Origin of the sequence: Solimonas sp. K1W22B-7 (assembly GCF_003428335.1) — a bacterium.
GTDB lineage: Bacteria > Pseudomonadota > Gammaproteobacteria > Nevskiales > Nevskiaceae > Solimonas_A.
This window is the reverse complement of record NZ_CP031704.1, coordinates 2044069-2059111: the sequence shown is the minus strand read 5'-3', so window position 1 is coordinate 2059111 and position 15043 is coordinate 2044069. Positions and strand designations below refer to the sequence as shown.

14 protein-coding genes are annotated in these 15043 nt (G+C 66.3%); 9 read left to right on the top strand and 5 right to left on the bottom strand.

From position 1 onward, the window contains the following. Positions 1–2 precede the first annotated feature (2 nt). A complete protein-coding gene (locus tag D0B54_RS09460; RefSeq protein WP_117291090.1) occupies positions 3–1295 on the bottom strand; it encodes an adenylate/guanylate cyclase domain-containing protein in 1293 nt (430 codons plus the stop codon). Positions 1296–1412: 117 nt separating this feature from the next. Between D0B54_RS09460 and D0B54_RS09455 the strand changes: the two genes are divergently transcribed. Continuing rightward, on the top strand, positions 1413–1949 hold the full coding sequence (locus D0B54_RS09455) for a hypothetical protein (RefSeq protein WP_117291089.1): 537 nt from the start codon (positions 1413–1415) through the stop codon (positions 1947–1949). A gap of 228 nt (positions 1950–2177) precedes the next feature. Here the strand turns inward: D0B54_RS09455 and D0B54_RS09450 are convergent, their stop codons facing one another. Then, complete coding sequence (locus tag D0B54_RS09450; protein WP_117291088.1) at positions 2178–3218, bottom strand: AraC family transcriptional regulator; 1041 nt, start codon at positions 3216–3218, stop codon at positions 2178–2180. A 135-nt stretch (positions 3219–3353) separates the two neighbouring features. Here D0B54_RS09450 and D0B54_RS09445 point away from each other — a divergent pair, with 135 nt between their 5' ends. Both D0B54_RS09445 and D0B54_RS09440 read left to right on the top strand, forming a co-directional pair. Then, positions 3354–6800 carry a methylmalonyl-CoA mutase family protein gene (locus D0B54_RS09445; RefSeq protein WP_117291087.1) on the top strand — a complete coding sequence of 1149 codons (3447 nt, stop codon included), beginning with the start codon at positions 3354–3356 and terminating at the stop codon, positions 6798–6800. 95 nt (positions 6801–6895) lie between these two features. Further along, positions 6896–7768 (top strand): DUF6929 family protein, encoded by an 873-nt coding sequence (locus D0B54_RS09440; protein ID WP_162932323.1) that lies wholly within the window; start codon positions 6896–6898, stop codon positions 7766–7768. Between the two features lie 44 nt (positions 7769–7812). Here the strand turns inward: D0B54_RS09440 and D0B54_RS09435 are convergent, their stop codons facing one another. Genes D0B54_RS09435 through D0B54_RS09425 form a run of 3 tightly spaced genes read right to left on the bottom strand, consistent with a single transcriptional unit; the run spans position 7813 to position 11276 of the window. After that, entirely contained in the window at positions 7813–8718 is a 906-nt protein-coding gene (locus tag D0B54_RS09435; RefSeq protein ID WP_117291085.1) for a DUF808 domain-containing protein, read from the bottom strand. A gap of 31 nt (positions 8719–8749) precedes the next feature. Next, positions 8750–9643, bottom strand: coding sequence for a putative RNA methyltransferase (locus tag D0B54_RS09430; RefSeq protein WP_117291084.1), 894 nt, complete (start codon positions 9641–9643; stop codon positions 8750–8752). 7 nt (positions 9644–9650) lie between these two features. Then, the gene (locus D0B54_RS09425) at positions 9651–11276 is read right to left on the bottom strand and encodes an NAD(P)/FAD-dependent oxidoreductase (RefSeq protein ID WP_117291083.1); all 1626 of its coding nucleotides are present in this window, start codon (positions 11274–11276) and stop codon (positions 9651–9653) included. A gap of 161 nt (positions 11277–11437) precedes the next feature. On the opposite strand from D0B54_RS09425, the gene D0B54_RS09420 reads away from it, so the two are divergent. From D0B54_RS09420 to D0B54_RS24240, 6 genes are all read left to right on the top strand, one after another. After that, complete coding sequence (locus D0B54_RS09420; protein ID WP_117291082.1) at positions 11438–11815, top strand: hypothetical protein; 378 nt, start codon at positions 11438–11440, stop codon at positions 11813–11815. Between the two features lie 85 nt (positions 11816–11900). After that, positions 11901–12317, top strand: a complete 417-nt coding sequence (locus tag D0B54_RS09415; protein ID WP_117291081.1) for a nuclear transport factor 2 family protein — start codon at positions 11901–11903, stop codon at positions 12315–12317. A gap of 10 nt (positions 12318–12327) precedes the next feature. After that, entirely contained in the window at positions 12328–13233 is a 906-nt protein-coding gene (locus tag D0B54_RS09410) for an NAD-dependent epimerase/dehydratase family protein (protein ID WP_117291080.1), read from the top strand. 351 nt (positions 13234–13584) lie between these two features. Continuing rightward, entirely contained in the window at positions 13585–13992 is a 408-nt protein-coding gene (locus tag D0B54_RS24245; protein ID WP_162932322.1) for a type II toxin-antitoxin system RelE/ParE family toxin, read from the top strand. A gap of 69 nt (positions 13993–14061) precedes the next feature. Continuing rightward, positions 14062–14535 (top strand): helix-turn-helix domain-containing protein, encoded by a 474-nt coding sequence (locus D0B54_RS09405; RefSeq protein ID WP_117291079.1) that lies wholly within the window; start codon positions 14062–14064, stop codon positions 14533–14535. Continuing rightward, positions 14501–15007, top strand: coding sequence for a hypothetical protein (locus D0B54_RS24240; protein WP_162932321.1), 507 nt, complete (start codon positions 14501–14503; stop codon positions 15005–15007). Before D0B54_RS09405 ends, D0B54_RS24240 begins: the two co-directional genes overlap by 35 nt. Positions 15008–15043: the final 36 nt, after the last annotated feature.

Sequence of the window (15043 nt, the reverse complement as noted above, 5' to 3'; positions counted from 1 at the left end):
GCTCAGGACGCGGCCAGGGCGTATACCGGCAGCGGCGTGTCGAAACCCTTGAACTGCTCCGGCTCGCGCGTCAGCGCCGCCAGGCCCGGCAGGTCGATCAGCGCCTCCTGCGTCCGGTGGTCGCAAAGCACTTCGCCGGACTCGGCGCGCTGGCACAGCCGCGCCGCCAGGTTCACGGCGTTGCCCACCGCCACATACTCCAGCCGTCCCGCGCCCTGGATCGCGCCCACCGTCAGGTGCCCGGTGGCAATGCCGATGCCCAGGCCCAGTTCGCCCTCGCGCCGCATCAGCGGCAGCGTCTCGCGCATCAGTTCCAGTGCCAGGCGTGCCGCAGCCTGTGCATGGTCCTGTACCGGCAGGGGCGCACCGACCAGGATCAGCAGGCCGTCACCGGCATGGTCCTTCACCGTGCCGCCGTGGCGCGCGGCCACTTCGCCCGCCACCTGGTAGAAACGCTGCAGCAGATCCATGACCTCGTCGGAAACACGCTCGGCGGCGAAGCGCGTGAAGCCGCGCAGGTCGCAGACCACCACGCTGATCTGGCGCCGCTCGCGCCGCATCGCCTGCCCCATGCCCTGCAGGTTGACCATGCGCGCCACCTGCGGCGACAGGAACTGGCTCATGAACTGGCCGCGCTGCGCCAGGACGATGTAATAACGCACCGAGCCGCCGAGGAAGATCAGCAGGCCCACCGCGATGGAGATCGGCACGAAGCGCTCGGCCAGTGCCAGGCCGCTCAGCAGGAAGGGCGTGGACAGCACCAGGGCGCGCAGGCGCCCGCATTCCGCCGGGTCGTCGCTCACCGCCAGCAGCATCACGATGGCGATACCGGAGAGCAGGATGCTGCTGCCCAGCACCGGCGTGAATACCGCCCATTCCAGGCCGCTCAAGCGCATCACGCCGGGCACGTCGTGCAGTGCTGCCTCCGGCGCCAGGGCGATGTAGCCCAGCGTCATCGCGCCGTAGATCACGCCCAGCAGTTGCGAGACGCGGAACAGCACCTGGATCGTGCGCTGCAGCCGGGCCGCGGCCTGCAGCGCGATGCGCCGCGCCCACTCGATGCCGGTGAGGATGTTGGCGGCTTCCAGCAGCCGCGCCAGCACCGCCGCCTGCAGTTTCCAGGCCGTGCCGCCCTGGTCTTCGAACAGGCTCAGGCCGAGGCGCAACCCCATCAGCAGCATGGCGATGGCCAGCGCCCGGCTGGCGCCGCTGCGCGGATCGCTCATCAGCACGATCACGCCCATGCCCGCGGCGATGATGCCGACGACGAGATACGCGGTCTGGATGCTGGTCATGGCGCGCACAGTACCCGTTCAGCCGGCGTCCAGCATTGGCCGGTGCGGCAGCGCCGCTGTCAACCGCCGGGGACGGGGGCCGTTGTACTGGATGTCTCCCCCCAAGGACCTGAACCGATGAACCTGAAGACCCTCGCCGCCACCCTGACCCTGGGCCTGGCGTCCCTGAGCCTGCCCGCATTCGCGGCGATGCCCGACGCGCCCGCGGTGCCCGGCACCACGCAGCAGACCTGGCAGCAGAAGTGCGACACCAATCCGCAGAAATGCGAAGAGATGAAGCAGCGGCATGCAGCGCGCAAGGCCGAATGCGCGGCCGATGCTTCGAAGTGCAAGCAGCAGCGTCATGCCCGCATGAAGCACCGCCATGAGAAGTGCAAGGCCGATGCCTCCTGTAAAGCGAAGATGGACCAGCATCACGCGAAGCGCGAACAGCACCGCAAGGACTGCGCCGTCGATCCGGCGAAGTGCAAGGCCCAGCGCGAGCAGCATCGCGCCGAGCGCAAGGCACGCTGCGAGGCCGATGCGCAGTGCAAGGTGAGGCTGGAGAAGCGGGAGGCCGCGCGCGCTGAACGCTGCAATGCGGATTCGGGTGCCTGCGAGCCGCCGAGGAAGCCGTGGGAAGGTACCGGCACGGCGCCTTCGGCGCCGCGCTGATCCGAGCTTTTCCCCTCTCCCGCTGGCGGGAGAGGGTCAGGGTGAGGGTGGTGCAGTGGCGGTCACGCACTTAGCCGCCGATTGAAGGCTCCACCCTCACCCCAGCCCTCTCCCGCCAGCGGGAGAGGGAGACAAGAGGTGGCGCCATCCATGGCGAGACTTCACCTCCTGATCTAGCCACGGTGCGGCCATCCATGGCCGCCCGTGATTCGCCGCAGGCGATGACATTTAGTCATCGCCAAAGCGCGACGAATTCACCTTCCGATACTCCCCCGGACTCATTCCCGTCCACTGCCTGAAGGCCCGATGAAACGCGCTGGGCTCCGCAAAGCCCAGGGCATGGGCCACCTCCAGCACGCTGCGTTCCGGCGAGGCCATGTACTCCAACGCCAGGTCGCGGCGGCGCGCGCTCTTCTCCATGCGGTAGGAGGAGCCCTCCTCCTCCAGGCGGCGGCGCAGCGTCGTCGGGTGGCGCCGCAGCTGCCGCGCCAGCTGCTCGAAGTCCGGCCATTGCTCGGGCGGCAGCTCGCGCAGCAGGCGGCGCACGCGGAAGGACACACTCTGCGGGTCCTTGTACTTCAGCAGGAAGTTGTGCGGCGCGCCCTTCAGGAATTCACGGGCCGTCGCCTCGGTCTGCACCACCGGGGCGTCCAGGTCGCTGGCACCGAAGGTAAAGCAGGTTTCGGCCTGCCCGAAATGCAGGCTCTCGCCGACGATCAGCAGGTACTCGGGGTGCCACTCCGGCGGCGGATAGGAAAAGCCGGCGTCGTGGATGACGATGCGCCGGCGCAGCAGCCAACAGATCAGGCCGTGCAGCATCACGAACAGGGTCTCGTGGGCGAAAACCCGTGCCGGCAGCGGGCGCTCGCCCAGTTCGACGAAGCGCATCCGCGCCTCCGGCCCTTCCAGGTCCAGCTCCACCCGCAGGTCGGCCAGCAGCAGGCTGACCAGCCGGGCACCGCGGACCAGGGCCGTGCGCAAGTCCGGCGTGTGCAGCATCAAATGGCACAAAGTGGCAAAACTGCCCACCCGCATCGGCCGCGAGTCCAGGCCGAACAGCTCGTCGTCCAGCAGGTCGGCGATGGTCAGCCAGAGGCTGCCGAAGACCTCCGGGCCGACGCGCGCCCGGTCGTCCGACAGCACGTCCGGGGCCAGGCCCGACTTTGCGAGCGCCAGGGCCGGGTCCATGCCGCGCCGCGCCAGGGCTTGCAGGGCCTGCCGGACGAAGGCCACGGCGATGGTGCCGCGCGGCTCAGTGGGCCTGGGCATGGCGGGGGGTCCGGCGGCGGGTCGAAGGGCTCATGTATGGCAAATTCTGTCACTAAACAAGATGCTTTTGGGCATCGCCCTGGCGGCCGCTCTGGCATAACGTGACAAAGTTTCCCGATTGCCAGGATTTCCAGCATGAATACCCAGCCCGCCGCCGCCACCCGCCAGACCGAAACCAGCGAGGCCACTCCGCTGCGTTTCGTCACCGCCGCCAGCCTGTTCGACGGCCATGACGCCGCGATCAACGTCATGCGCCGCCTGATCCAGGGCAAGGGCGCCGAGGTGGTGCACCTGGGGCACAACCGTTCGGTGGAGGACATCGTCCGCGCCGCGCTGCAGGAAGACGCCGACGGCATCGCCCTGTCGAGCTACCAGGGCGGCCACAACGAGTTCTTCAAGTACATGGTGGACATGCTCGCCGAGCGCGGCGCGCCGCATATCCGCGTGTTCGGCGGCGGCGGCGGCACCATCACGCCGGAAGAGATCGCCGCGCTGCACTCGCAGGGCGTGGAGTACATCTACCACCCCAACGACGGCGCCAAGATGGGCCTCACCGGCATGATCGACGACCTGGTCGAGCGCGCCCACCGGCACCGCCTCGACACGCGCGTGCCGGTCAAGGTCTCGGCCGACGACGAGATCAGCGTCGGCCAGATGCTGTCCACCATCGAGGAGGGCCTGCTGGGCGAACCCGAGCTGGCCAAGCTGCGCAAGGAATGGCAGCTGGCCGGCACCAGGACTCCGGTGATCGGCTTCACCGGCACCGGCGGCGCGGGCAAGTCCTCCGTGGTCGACGAACTGCTGCTGCGCTTCCTGCAGGCCTTCCCGCAGATGCGCATCGCCGTGCTGGCGGTGGACCCCACCCGCCGCCGCTCCGGCGGCGCCCTGCTGGGCGACCGCATCCGCATGAACTCGCTGCGCAACAAGCGCGTGTTCATGCGCTCCATGGCGACGCGCCGCCAGCACGCCGCCACCAATACCGTGCTGAAGGACTGCATCGGGTTCCTGCGCGGCCAGGCCTATGACCTGGTGATCGTGGAGACCGCCGGCATCGGCCAGAGCGACTCCGAGATCGTGGACCTGGTGGACTTCCCGGTCTACGTCATGACCAGCGAGTACGGCGCTGCCTCGCAGTTGGAGAAGATCGACATGATCGACTTCGCCGAGCTGGTGGTGCTGAACAAGTTCGACCGCAAGGGCGCCGAGGACGCGCTGCGCGACGTGCGCAAGCAGTGGAAGCGCAACCGCGTGAAGTTCGAGCTGAAGGACGAGGACGTCCCGGTCTACCCGACCATCGCCAGCCAGTTCAACGATCCGGGCGTGACCTGGATGTTCACCAACCTCTGCCGCCTGCTGCGCGGCAAGCTCGGCCTGCCCGACGACAAGTGGACGCCGGACCTCGACACCTCGCTGAAGGAGCCGCGCGCCACGATCCTGATCCCGGGCAGCCGCGTGCGCTACCTGGCCGAGATCGCCGAACAGGGCCGCGGCATCAACAAGGACGCCGAGCGCCAGGACGAGGCCGCCAACCGCGCCCAGAACCTCTGGGAATCGCTGAAGGAACTGGAAGACGGCAAGCTGCCGAAGGCGCTGGACCTCTACCCCGCCGAAGACCTCACCGCCGGCGGCGACAAGACGCTGCTGACGCTGCGCCAGCGCTACAACGAGGCGATCCGCTCGCTGGATCCGGAATCGCTGGACCTGCTGCGCGCCTGGCCGGCACGCCTCAAGGGCGTGACCGATGCGCAGTACACCTACGAGGTGCGCGGCAAGGCGGTGAAGGGCGACAACTACATCGAGTCGCTGAGCCACCAGAAGATTCCCAAGGTCGCCGCGCCGCATTACGAGAGCTGGGGCGAGTTGCTGCGCTTCCTGATGAAGGAAAACCTGCCCGGCGGCTATCCCTACACGGCCGGCCTCTATCCCTATCGCCGCGTCGGCGAAGACCCGATCCGCATGTTCGCCGGCGAAGGCACGCCGGAGCGCACCAACCGCCGCTTCCACTACCTGAGCCAGCCCGGCTCACCGACACGCCTGTCCACCGCCTTCGACTCGGTGACGCTGTACGGCGAAGATCCGGAAACGCGCCCGGACATCTACGGCAAGATCGGCAACTCCGGCGTCAGCATCGCGACGCTGGACGACATGAAGAAGCTCTACTCCGGCTTTGATCTCTGCGCGCCGAGCACCTCGGTGTCGATGACGATCAACGGCCCGGCGCCGATGATCCTGGCCATGTTCATGAACACGGCCATCGACCAGCAGGTGGAGAAGCATCTGAAGGCCGACCCGGCGCGCTGGGCCTCCGCCGAGAAGAAGATCGCCGAACTGTTCGCCGGCAAGACCCGCCCGACGTACTCCGGCGAGCTGCCGCCGACCAACGACGGCCTGGGCCTGGCCCTGCTCGGCATCACCGGCGACCAGCTGCTCGACGCCGAGACCTACGCGAAGATCAAGACCGAGACCATGTCCATCGTGCGCGGCACGGTGCAGGCCGACATCCTCAAGGAAGACCAGGCGCAGAACACCTGCATCTTCAGCACCGAGTTCGCCCTGCGCATGATGGGCGACATCCAGCAGTCCTTCGTCGAGCGCAAGGTCCGCAACTTCTACTCGGTGTCGATCTCGGGCTATCACATCGCCGAGGCCGGCGCGAACCCAGTCAGCCAGCTCGCCTTCACGCTGGCCAACGGCTTCACCTTCGTGGAGTACTACCTGGCCCGCGGCATGAAGATCGACGACTTCGCGCCGAACCTGTCGTTCTTCTTCAGCAACGGCATGGACCCGGAGTATTCCGTGATCGGCCGCGTGGCGCGCCGCATCTGGGCGCGCGCGATGAAGGAGCGCTATGGCGCCAACGAGCGCAGCCAGATGCTGAAGTACCACATCCAGACCTCCGGCCGCTCGCTGCACGCACAGGAAATCCAGTTCAACGACATCCGCACGACGCTGCAGGCGCTGTATGCGCTGTTCGACAACTGCAACTCGCTGCACACCAACGCCTACGACGAGGCCATCACCACGCCGACGGAAGAATCCGTGCGCCGCGCCGTGGCGATCCAGTTGATCATCAACCGCGAGCTGGGCCTGAACTTCTGCGAAAACCCCTGGCAGGGCAGCTTCGTCATCGACCAGCTCACCGACCTGGTGGAAGAGGCCGTGTACAAGGAGTTCGAGAGCATCTCCGAGCGCGGTGGCGTGCTGGGCGCGATGGACACCATGTACCAGCGCGGCAAGATCCAGGAAGAGAGCCTGTATTACGAACACAAGAAGTACGACGGCTCGCTGCCGCTGATCGGCGTCAACACCTTCCTGCCCAAGGACCACGGCGGCGAGATCGCGACCACGATCGAACTGATCCGCTCCACCGAGGAGGAGAAGGGCCAGCAGATCGACAACGTCGCGTCCTACCGCGCCAACCGCAACGGCTACGCCGCCGACAGCCTGAAGAACCTGCAGCGCACCGCGCGCGATCGCAAGAACATCTTCGAGTCGCTGCTGGAAGCGGTGAAGTACAACAGCCTGGGCCAGATCAGCCACGCGCTGTACGACGTGGGCGGCGAGTACCGGCGCAACATGTAGGCCTGCATGCGGCAAGGACCCAAGGGCGGATCGGACGATCCGCCCTTTTTTCATGCCTGCTGGACAGCAGCGACGCCGGTCGGCAGGCTGCGCCCATGAATCCCGCCCCCTCCACGCTCGTCGCCCATCAGGACGCCACCCTGCGCGCCCGGCTGAGTTCGGTCCGGCCATTGCCCGGCGTGCGCGCCGGCTCCGGGCTGCTGGCCGTAGGCCCGCGCCTGCTGGCCCTGCAGGACGACGCACGCGCCGTGGCCTGGATCGACCCGGCAACCCTGCAGGTTCGCCCCCAGGTGCTGGAAGGCCACGGCGGCGCGCTACCCAAGAAGGAAAAACCCGACTACGAGGCGCTGATGCGCGCGCCGGACGGCACGATCTGGCTGTTCGGCTCCGGCTCCAAGCCTAACCGGCGGCGCAGCGCGCAACTGCGGGCCGATGGCAGCGTGCGGCTGCGCGACGACGATGCGCTCTATGAGCTGCTGAGCGAGGCACTGGGCGGAAAACCCAACATCGAAGGCGCGCTGCACCTGGACGATCGCCTGCGGCTGTTCCATCGCGGCGTCGCAGCCGAAACCGATGCCTGGGTCGACCTGCCGGCGACCGTGCTGGCGGGCGCCGCGCCGCGGCTGCTGGAACTGCGCTGGCTGAGCTTGGGCGAGATCGACGGCGTGGGCCTGCATCTCACCGACGCCGCCGCGCTCGGCGACGGCCGCACCCTCTACCTGGCGGCGGCGGAATACACGTCCGACGCGGTCGCCGACGGACCGGTCAGCGGTGCGGCGGTGGGCATCTTCGATGGCGCAGGCGCGCGCTGGGCGCCGTTGATGGAACCGACCGGCGAACCCAGCCGGCGCAAGGTCGAAGGCATTGCGCCGGAGGGCGATGGGCGCAGCGGCTGGCTGATCACGGATCCGGACGACGCGGAAATGCCTGCGGAACTCTGTCGCTACGAGCTGGAAGGCAACTGGTGAGGGGTAGGAGCCAGCAAGCTGGCTCCTGCGTTTACGAGTTCGACTTACGACTTCCCTCGTAGGCGCCCGACGATCCCCTTGACCAGGTTCACCCCCAGCAGCACCAGGCCGCCGACGACCACGCCGGCGATCAGGTTCAGCAGCGTCGGGACGCCCGGAATGCCATGCCCCAGGTGCTCGATGGCGTGATGCAGCGGCGGGATGCCGTGCACCACGATGCCGCCACCCACCATGAACATCGCCGCCGTACCAACGATGGACAGGAACTTCATCAGCTTCGGCGCCAGCGCCAGCAGGCCGCGGCCGAAAGCCTGGGCGGCGGCGTTCGCCTTCTTGCTCAGGTAGAGGCCGGCGTCATCGAGCTTGACGATGCCGGCGACCAGGCCGTACACGCCCACCGTCATCACCACCGAGATCAGCGCCAGCACCGTGAACTGCTTGCTGAGGCTGGCAGTGGCGACGGTGCCCAGCGAGATGACGATGATTTCCGCCGACAGGATGAAGTCGGTGCGCACCGCGCCCTTCACCTTCTCCTTCTCGAAAGCCACCATGTCCACCGCGGGATTGGCGACGGCCTCCACCAGTTCGGCGTGATGCTTCTGGTCCTCTTCCTTGCGGTGCAGGAACTTGTGCGCGACCTTCTCGAAGCCCTCGAAGCAGAGGAAGGCGCCGCCCAGCATCAGCAGCGGCATGATCGCCCAGTTGGCCAGGGCGCTGATCGTCAGGGCTGCCGGCACCAGGATCAGCTTGTTGATCGCGGAGCCCTTGGCCACCGCCCAGACCACCGGCAGCTCGCGGTCGGCGTTGACGCCGGCCACCTGCTGCGCGTTCAGCGCCAGGTCGTCGCCGAGCACACCGGCCGTCTTCTTGGCGGCCACCTTGGTCATCACCGACACGTCGTCGAGGATGGTGGCGATATCGTCGAGCAGGGCTAAGAGGCTGCTGGCCATGGGAAAGTCTCGTCAGGGAGTACGGAGTATGTCACTCGGGGTCGCTTTGGGAACCGCCGCGGCCCGGCCAGCGGGGCGCCGGCTTCTCCGCCGGCGCGGCCCCGGCAAGCTCGGCCACCGGCGGGCGCCGTCGGAACAGCAGCAGCGAAAATGCCGCCTCGGTGTCCTGGCGCTCGCTGGCCTCCAGGGCCGCGCGCCGCTCCGGCTTGGCCTTCCATGCGTAGGGCGTCATCTGCAGCAGCTGGCGCAGGCCGGGCTGCGCGAGGCTCAGCGGGAACTGCAGTTCCTGGCGCGACCGCAGCTCGAACTGCGCCTCGAAAGCGCCCAGGAACTTGTCCTTGTCGTAGGGCCGCACTTCGTCGAACAGCTGTTCGCGAATGCGGCGCAGGTGCCCGGCGGCCGGCGTCACCACCAGCACGTGGCCCTCCGGCCGCAGCACGCGATGCATCTCCGCCACGTGCAGCTGCGTGAAGATGTTGCATACCAGGTCCACCGTGCCGTCGGCCACCGGCAGGTGGGCACCGCTGCCGACCAGCCAGGTCACCTCGGGATAGCGCTTGGCGGCGATGCGGATCGCCGGCCGCGCGATGTCGATGCCGGTGACCTGCGCCGACACCGCGGCCAGCGCGCCGGTGTAGTAGCCCTCGCCACAGCCGATGTCGAGCAGACTTTGCGACTGCAGCGGCGCGGCCAGCGCCAGCAGGGCATCGCGCAGCGGCTGGTAGTGCCCGGCCTGCAGGAACTCGCGCCGCGCCATCACCGTCTGCGGATCGTCGCCGGGCTCGCGGCTGTTCTTCTGCTGTACCGGCAGCAGGTTGATGTAGCCCTCGCGGGCGACGTCGAAACTGTGTTCCCGCAGGCAGTGCCAGGATTTCGCGTCGCGCGACAGCGGCTGGCGGCAGACCGGGCAGAGGATCACGATCATGTCGGGCTCAGGCGGCGGCAGGCCGGGACAGCAGGCTCAGCGCCAGCGCCTCGGCGACGCGCAGGCCGTCGATGCCCGCGGACATGATGCCGCCGGCATAGCCCGCGCCCTCGCCCGCCGGATACAGGCCGCGGGTGTTGAGGCTCTGGTAGTCCTCGCCGCGGGTGATGCGCAACGGCGAGGAGGTGCGGGTCTCCACGCCGGTGAGTATCGCGTCGGGCATCGCAAAATCCTTGATCTGCTTGTCGAAGGCCGGCAGCGCCTCGCGGATCGCGGTGATCGCGTATTCCGGCAGCGCCGCGGCGAGATCCCCCAGCAATACGCCGGGCTTGTAGCTGGGCTCGACGCTGCCCAGCGTGGTCGACGCCTTGCCGGCGATGAAGTCGCCCACCAGCTGCGCCGGCGCCTGGTAGTTGCTGCCACCGAGCAGGTAGGCCTGCGATTCCAGCGCTTCCTGCAGCGCGATGCCTGCCAGCGGGCCGGCGGCGACACCGCCCGGGTAGTCCTCCGGCGAGATGCCGACGACGATGCCGGCATTGGCGTTGCGCTCGTTGCGCGAGTACTGGCTCATGCCGTTGGTGACCACGCGGTTCGGCTCCGAGGTGGCTGCCACCACGGTGCCGCCGGGGCACATGCAGAAGCTGTAGACCGAGCGGCCGTTGGCGGCGTGGTGCACCAGCTTGTAGTCGGCCGCGCCCAGCATCGGGTGGCCGGCGTAGCGGCCCAGGCGCGCACGGTCGATCACCGACTGCGGGTGCTCGATGCGGAAGCCCACCGAGAACGGCTTGGCCTCCATGAAGACGTCGCGCGCGTGCAGCATGCGGAAGGTTTCGCGGGCGCTGTGGCCCAGCGCCAGGATCACGTGGTCGGCACGCAGGGTTTCGCCGCCGGCCAGGGTCACGCCGCGGATATGGCCGTCTTCCACCCGCACGTCGGTGACCTGCTGCTGGAAGCGCACCTCGCCGCCCAGCGCCTCGATCTCCTCGCGCATGCGAGTGACCACGCCGGTGAGGCGGAAGGTGCCGATATGCGGCTTGCTGACGTAGAGGATTTCCTCCGGCGCGCCGGCTTTCACGAACTCCTGCAGCACCTTGCGGCCGTGGAACTTCGGATCCTTCACCTGGCTGTAGAGCTTGCCGTCGCTGAACAGGCCCGCGCCGCCCTCGCCGAACTGCACGTTGGATTCCGGGTTGAGCACACTGCCGCGCCACAGTCCCCAGGTATCCTGGGTGCGCAGGCGCACCGCCTTGCCGCGCTCCAGCACGATCGGGCGGAAACCCATCTGCGCCAGCGCCAGGGCCGCGAAGATGCCGCAGGGGCCGAAGCCGATCACCAGCGGGCGGTTGGCATGGCCGGCGGGGGCCGCCGCAACCGGGTGGTAGGAGGTATCCGGCGCCGGGCCGACATTGCGGTCGCCCTTGAACTTGGCCAGGATCGCCGCCGGGTCGCGCAACTCGCAGTCCACCGTGTAGACGAAGCTCAGTTCCGACTTCTTGCGCGCGTCGTAGCTGCGCTTGAACACGGTGAAGCCCAGCAGGGCACCGTCCGGCAGGCGCAGGCGCTTCTGGATGGCCGGCGCCAGGGCTTCCGGCGGGTGCTCGATCGGCAGGGTGAGTTCGGTGAGTCGTAACATCGGGTTCGGGTGGGCAAGGGGCGGGCCGGCCTGTGGCGTGCATTGTCCCATGATTGCCGCGCGGGCCGGGAGCCGGCCGGGGCCACCCCGGGGTCCCCGGGAGCAAGACTCCCCGGCCCCGGGCTGCTATTTTTGCGCCCTGACCAACCCGGTAACGCCCCATGAGTCATCGCAAAACCCTGTTCCTCGCCGCGCTGCTGCCCGCCCTGCTGGCCGGCTGCGCCCACCAGAACGAACTGCCCGCTGCCCCCTACCCCAGCAGCCAGACCCTGGCCGTGGGCAGCTCGGTCCGCTTCGACGACGGCCTGAGCGTGCAGCTCGAGAAGATCGAGGACTCCCGCTGCAAGCAGGGCGTGCAGTGCGTCTGGGCCGGCGAACTGGCCCCGGTGCTGGAACTGCGCGGCGGCCTGGTCGGCGACAAGGCCGTGGAACTGCGCCTGGGCACCGGCAGCGCCCCGGTGAAGCAGCAGGGCCGCTACCGCTTCCAGCTGCGCCAGGTCACCCCCGAGGCGGCGACCCTGGCGATCAGCCGGCAGTAGCAAAGCAGGCCCTAGTCCGTTCCGGGGGTGCGCCACCCCTGGAACGGGCCGCAGTCTTGGCCATCGGAAAACAGCCGGGGGAGCCATGACTACCGAACAGCGCAACAGGCAGGCGGCACAAGCCTTCTTCGACATCCTCAACCGCGGCGACGTCCCCGCGCTGATCGACGCCTACGCCGAAGACGGCCGCTGCGTCACCATGGGCAACACCCTGATCTCCGGCACCTACTCCAAGGACCAGGTCGCCGCGGCCGCCGGCGGCATCTACCAGGTGTTCCCGCAGGGCATCCGCTTCACCATCAAGGCCATGACCGCCGAGGGCGAGCGCGTGGCGGTGGAAGCCGAGTCCGAAGGCGCGCACATCTCCGGCCAGCTCTACACCAACCAGTATCACTTCCTGATGCGCTTCCGCGACGGCAAGGTCGTGGAGTTCAAGGAATACATGGACACCGAGCGGGTGACCGACATCCTTTGCGGCGGCCAGAAGCGGCCGGCGGCCTGAGGGCACTCCGATGAACATCCTCGTCCTCGGTGGTACCGGCCTGATCGGCGGCGACGCCGCCCTGCACCTCGCCAGCCTCGGCCACCAAGTCACGCTCGCCGCGCGCAAGCCCGCCGCCGTGGCGGAAGGCTCTCCGCTGTCGAAGCTGCCATTCCTGCAGATCGACTATCTCGCCGACGCGGAAATTCCCGCCCTCGCCTCCTTCGACACCCTGGTGTTCGCCGCCGGCAACGACATCCGCCACGTACCGCCGGGCACCGACGAATCCGAGCACTGGCAGCGCGCCAACGTCGAGGGCGTGCCGCGCTTCTTCGCCCGCGCCCGCGATGCCGGCATCCGCCGTGCGGTCTACATCGGCAGCTTCTACCCGCAGGTACGGCCGGACCTGGTCGAAAAGAGCACTTACGTGCGCGGCCGCAAGCTGGCCGACGAAGGCGCCCGCGCCCTGGCCGGCGACCGCTTCCAGGTCTGCAGCGTCAACGCCCCCTTTGTCGCCGGCCACGTGCCGGGGCTGGTGGTGCCGGGCCTTGCGGCCCACGCCGCCTACGCGCTGGGCCGCATCCCGCAGGTGCCGGTGTTCGCCATGCCCGGCGGCGTCAACTTCATCTCCACCACCAGCCTGTCCGAAGCCGTGGCCGGCGCGCTGCTGCGCGGCGAGAACGGCAAGGCCTACCTGGTGGGCGACGAGAACCTGAGCTTTCAGGATTACTTCGGCGAGTACTTCCGCGCCGCCGGCCGCAGCGGCCAACTGGCCCTGATCGACCGCGAACACCCCATGCTGCCGGATGTGGTGCTCTATGCCGGGCGTGGCGGCACGATCTACTACGAGCCGGACGCAGCGGAGACGAGGCTGCTGGGCTATCGGCGCGGTGACGTGAAGCGAACGCTGCACGAGATCGTCGAAGGGTACCGTTAACTGCCTTAACTTCCCTCGAAGACGCCGGCCTCACGGCTTGATACCCAGCAGGACCGTAAGAATCCGGGGCCTGACACGCGTTCCTGCGTCATATCCTTGAACTAATCGGGAAATGTGACTGATTTCCCTATCAATCCAACAGGTTATTCGTACCGTTCGTCGGCACACTCTGCGCCGGCTCTCCCTCAAGAACCCTACATATAGGGGCTGCAAAGGAAGGTTCGACACTACCCCTTGGCTCACGTCTTAAATATGAGGCTGCAGACTCGACCGCCCCCAAAAGGCGGTGTAAAATGGCGCTTGTTTTAACCTATAAGTTAAACAATACTCCTCGTGCGACGGAAGCTCATCATGGCTGCGCCTCGTGAATACCCCCGCGGTTGGGAGCTGTGGGGGCTAGCGGGTGACGATGGGAATTGTGAAACAGAAGCCGAATTTTTGGCTGCCTTGGATGATGAAAAAGGCATGAGCAAAAAATTCATTCAGATTTGGGAAATGATTCAGATGAGACCGCAAGGTCCTGGTGCCCTGCCGCGTGAGATTTGTCACGACATCGAGCGGGGCCTCTACCAACTCTCAGTGGGCTTCAAACTCAGATTGCTTTTTAGCTATGACCCGAATCATGAGCGGCGCATGGTGATGCTTCATTGGTATAGGAAAGGAGCCGGAAAAGGAAAAGGATCCAGCGGTAAAACTATTCCAGATAACGAACGCAACCGTGCGTTGAGAGTCAAAGAGTGGTATCAAAATTTAAATTGAATATCTAGCTTTATATATCTGTATATCTATATTTGTGTATCTATATCTGCGTATTTAGGAGTAAATGTGATGTCGGGAAACAAGACGCTCGCTAATCTTGTTGCGGAAGTCCGCGCGGAACCCAGTTACGGCGAAACTTTTGCAGTTGCCCACTTCCTTAGTGAAGTTAACCGCTTGATGGAAGAACAGAACATCACGCGCTCTGAATTGGCGGCTCGCCTTGATTCGTCCCCGGCTTTTATCACGAAGCTGCTTTCCGCAAACACCAATGTAACTTTGCGTACGATGGCACGCGTGTTTCATGCGCTGGGCACTCGTCCCCAAATTGCAGCGGTTAAGTCCTTCTCCGCGATTGAGTCGGCGCGGGATGCTGGACGTTCCACTTGGACCATGAGGGCGGACATCATTCCTTTCCCTTCATGTAATAAGAAAAAGAATCCGATGGTGACGGCCTCCATCCTGGAATCCATTAGTCCCTCTGCTAGAGATTTTGTTGCATTTACCGCTCATGACGACAAAGCCCCTTTCTCCGATGTCGCCTGAGTCTACGACCGCTGTCGTCGAGGTAGAAAAACCTCGCCTCCCGCTGCCAACACTGGACGACTATTTCATCTCGTCCGTTAAGTTCTGTGTAAATCAAGCCTGGAAGCAGGACGCAAAGGAAGAGGGGAAATTTTCGTCTAAGGCCTTTGTTCGGCGCGGAAAAACTGACGGTGATCGTCTTGTGGTTTTAAGAGTTCTTCTTGACCCTCAAAAAGAGCAGTGGAATGGGCCCTACGTCTTTGAGGCAGAGGGAATGGCGAATCTGAGCCATTGCGCCGCACCTGGCTTTTCTGCTGAACAAGTGGATAAGCATGCCGTCATGATCGCCGCGCCCATCCTCTTTGGTGCCATTCGAGATATGGCAGCGCTTATCTCCGCCCAGCTACCTGGGCCGAAGATGATCCTTCCATTGGTGCCGCCGCTTTTCCTCGCGAAGGACTTTGAGTTGGCAGAGGAAGAAAAGAGCGGTTGATAAATCTCTGAGCAAGCGCCAAACGCTTACGAAAAC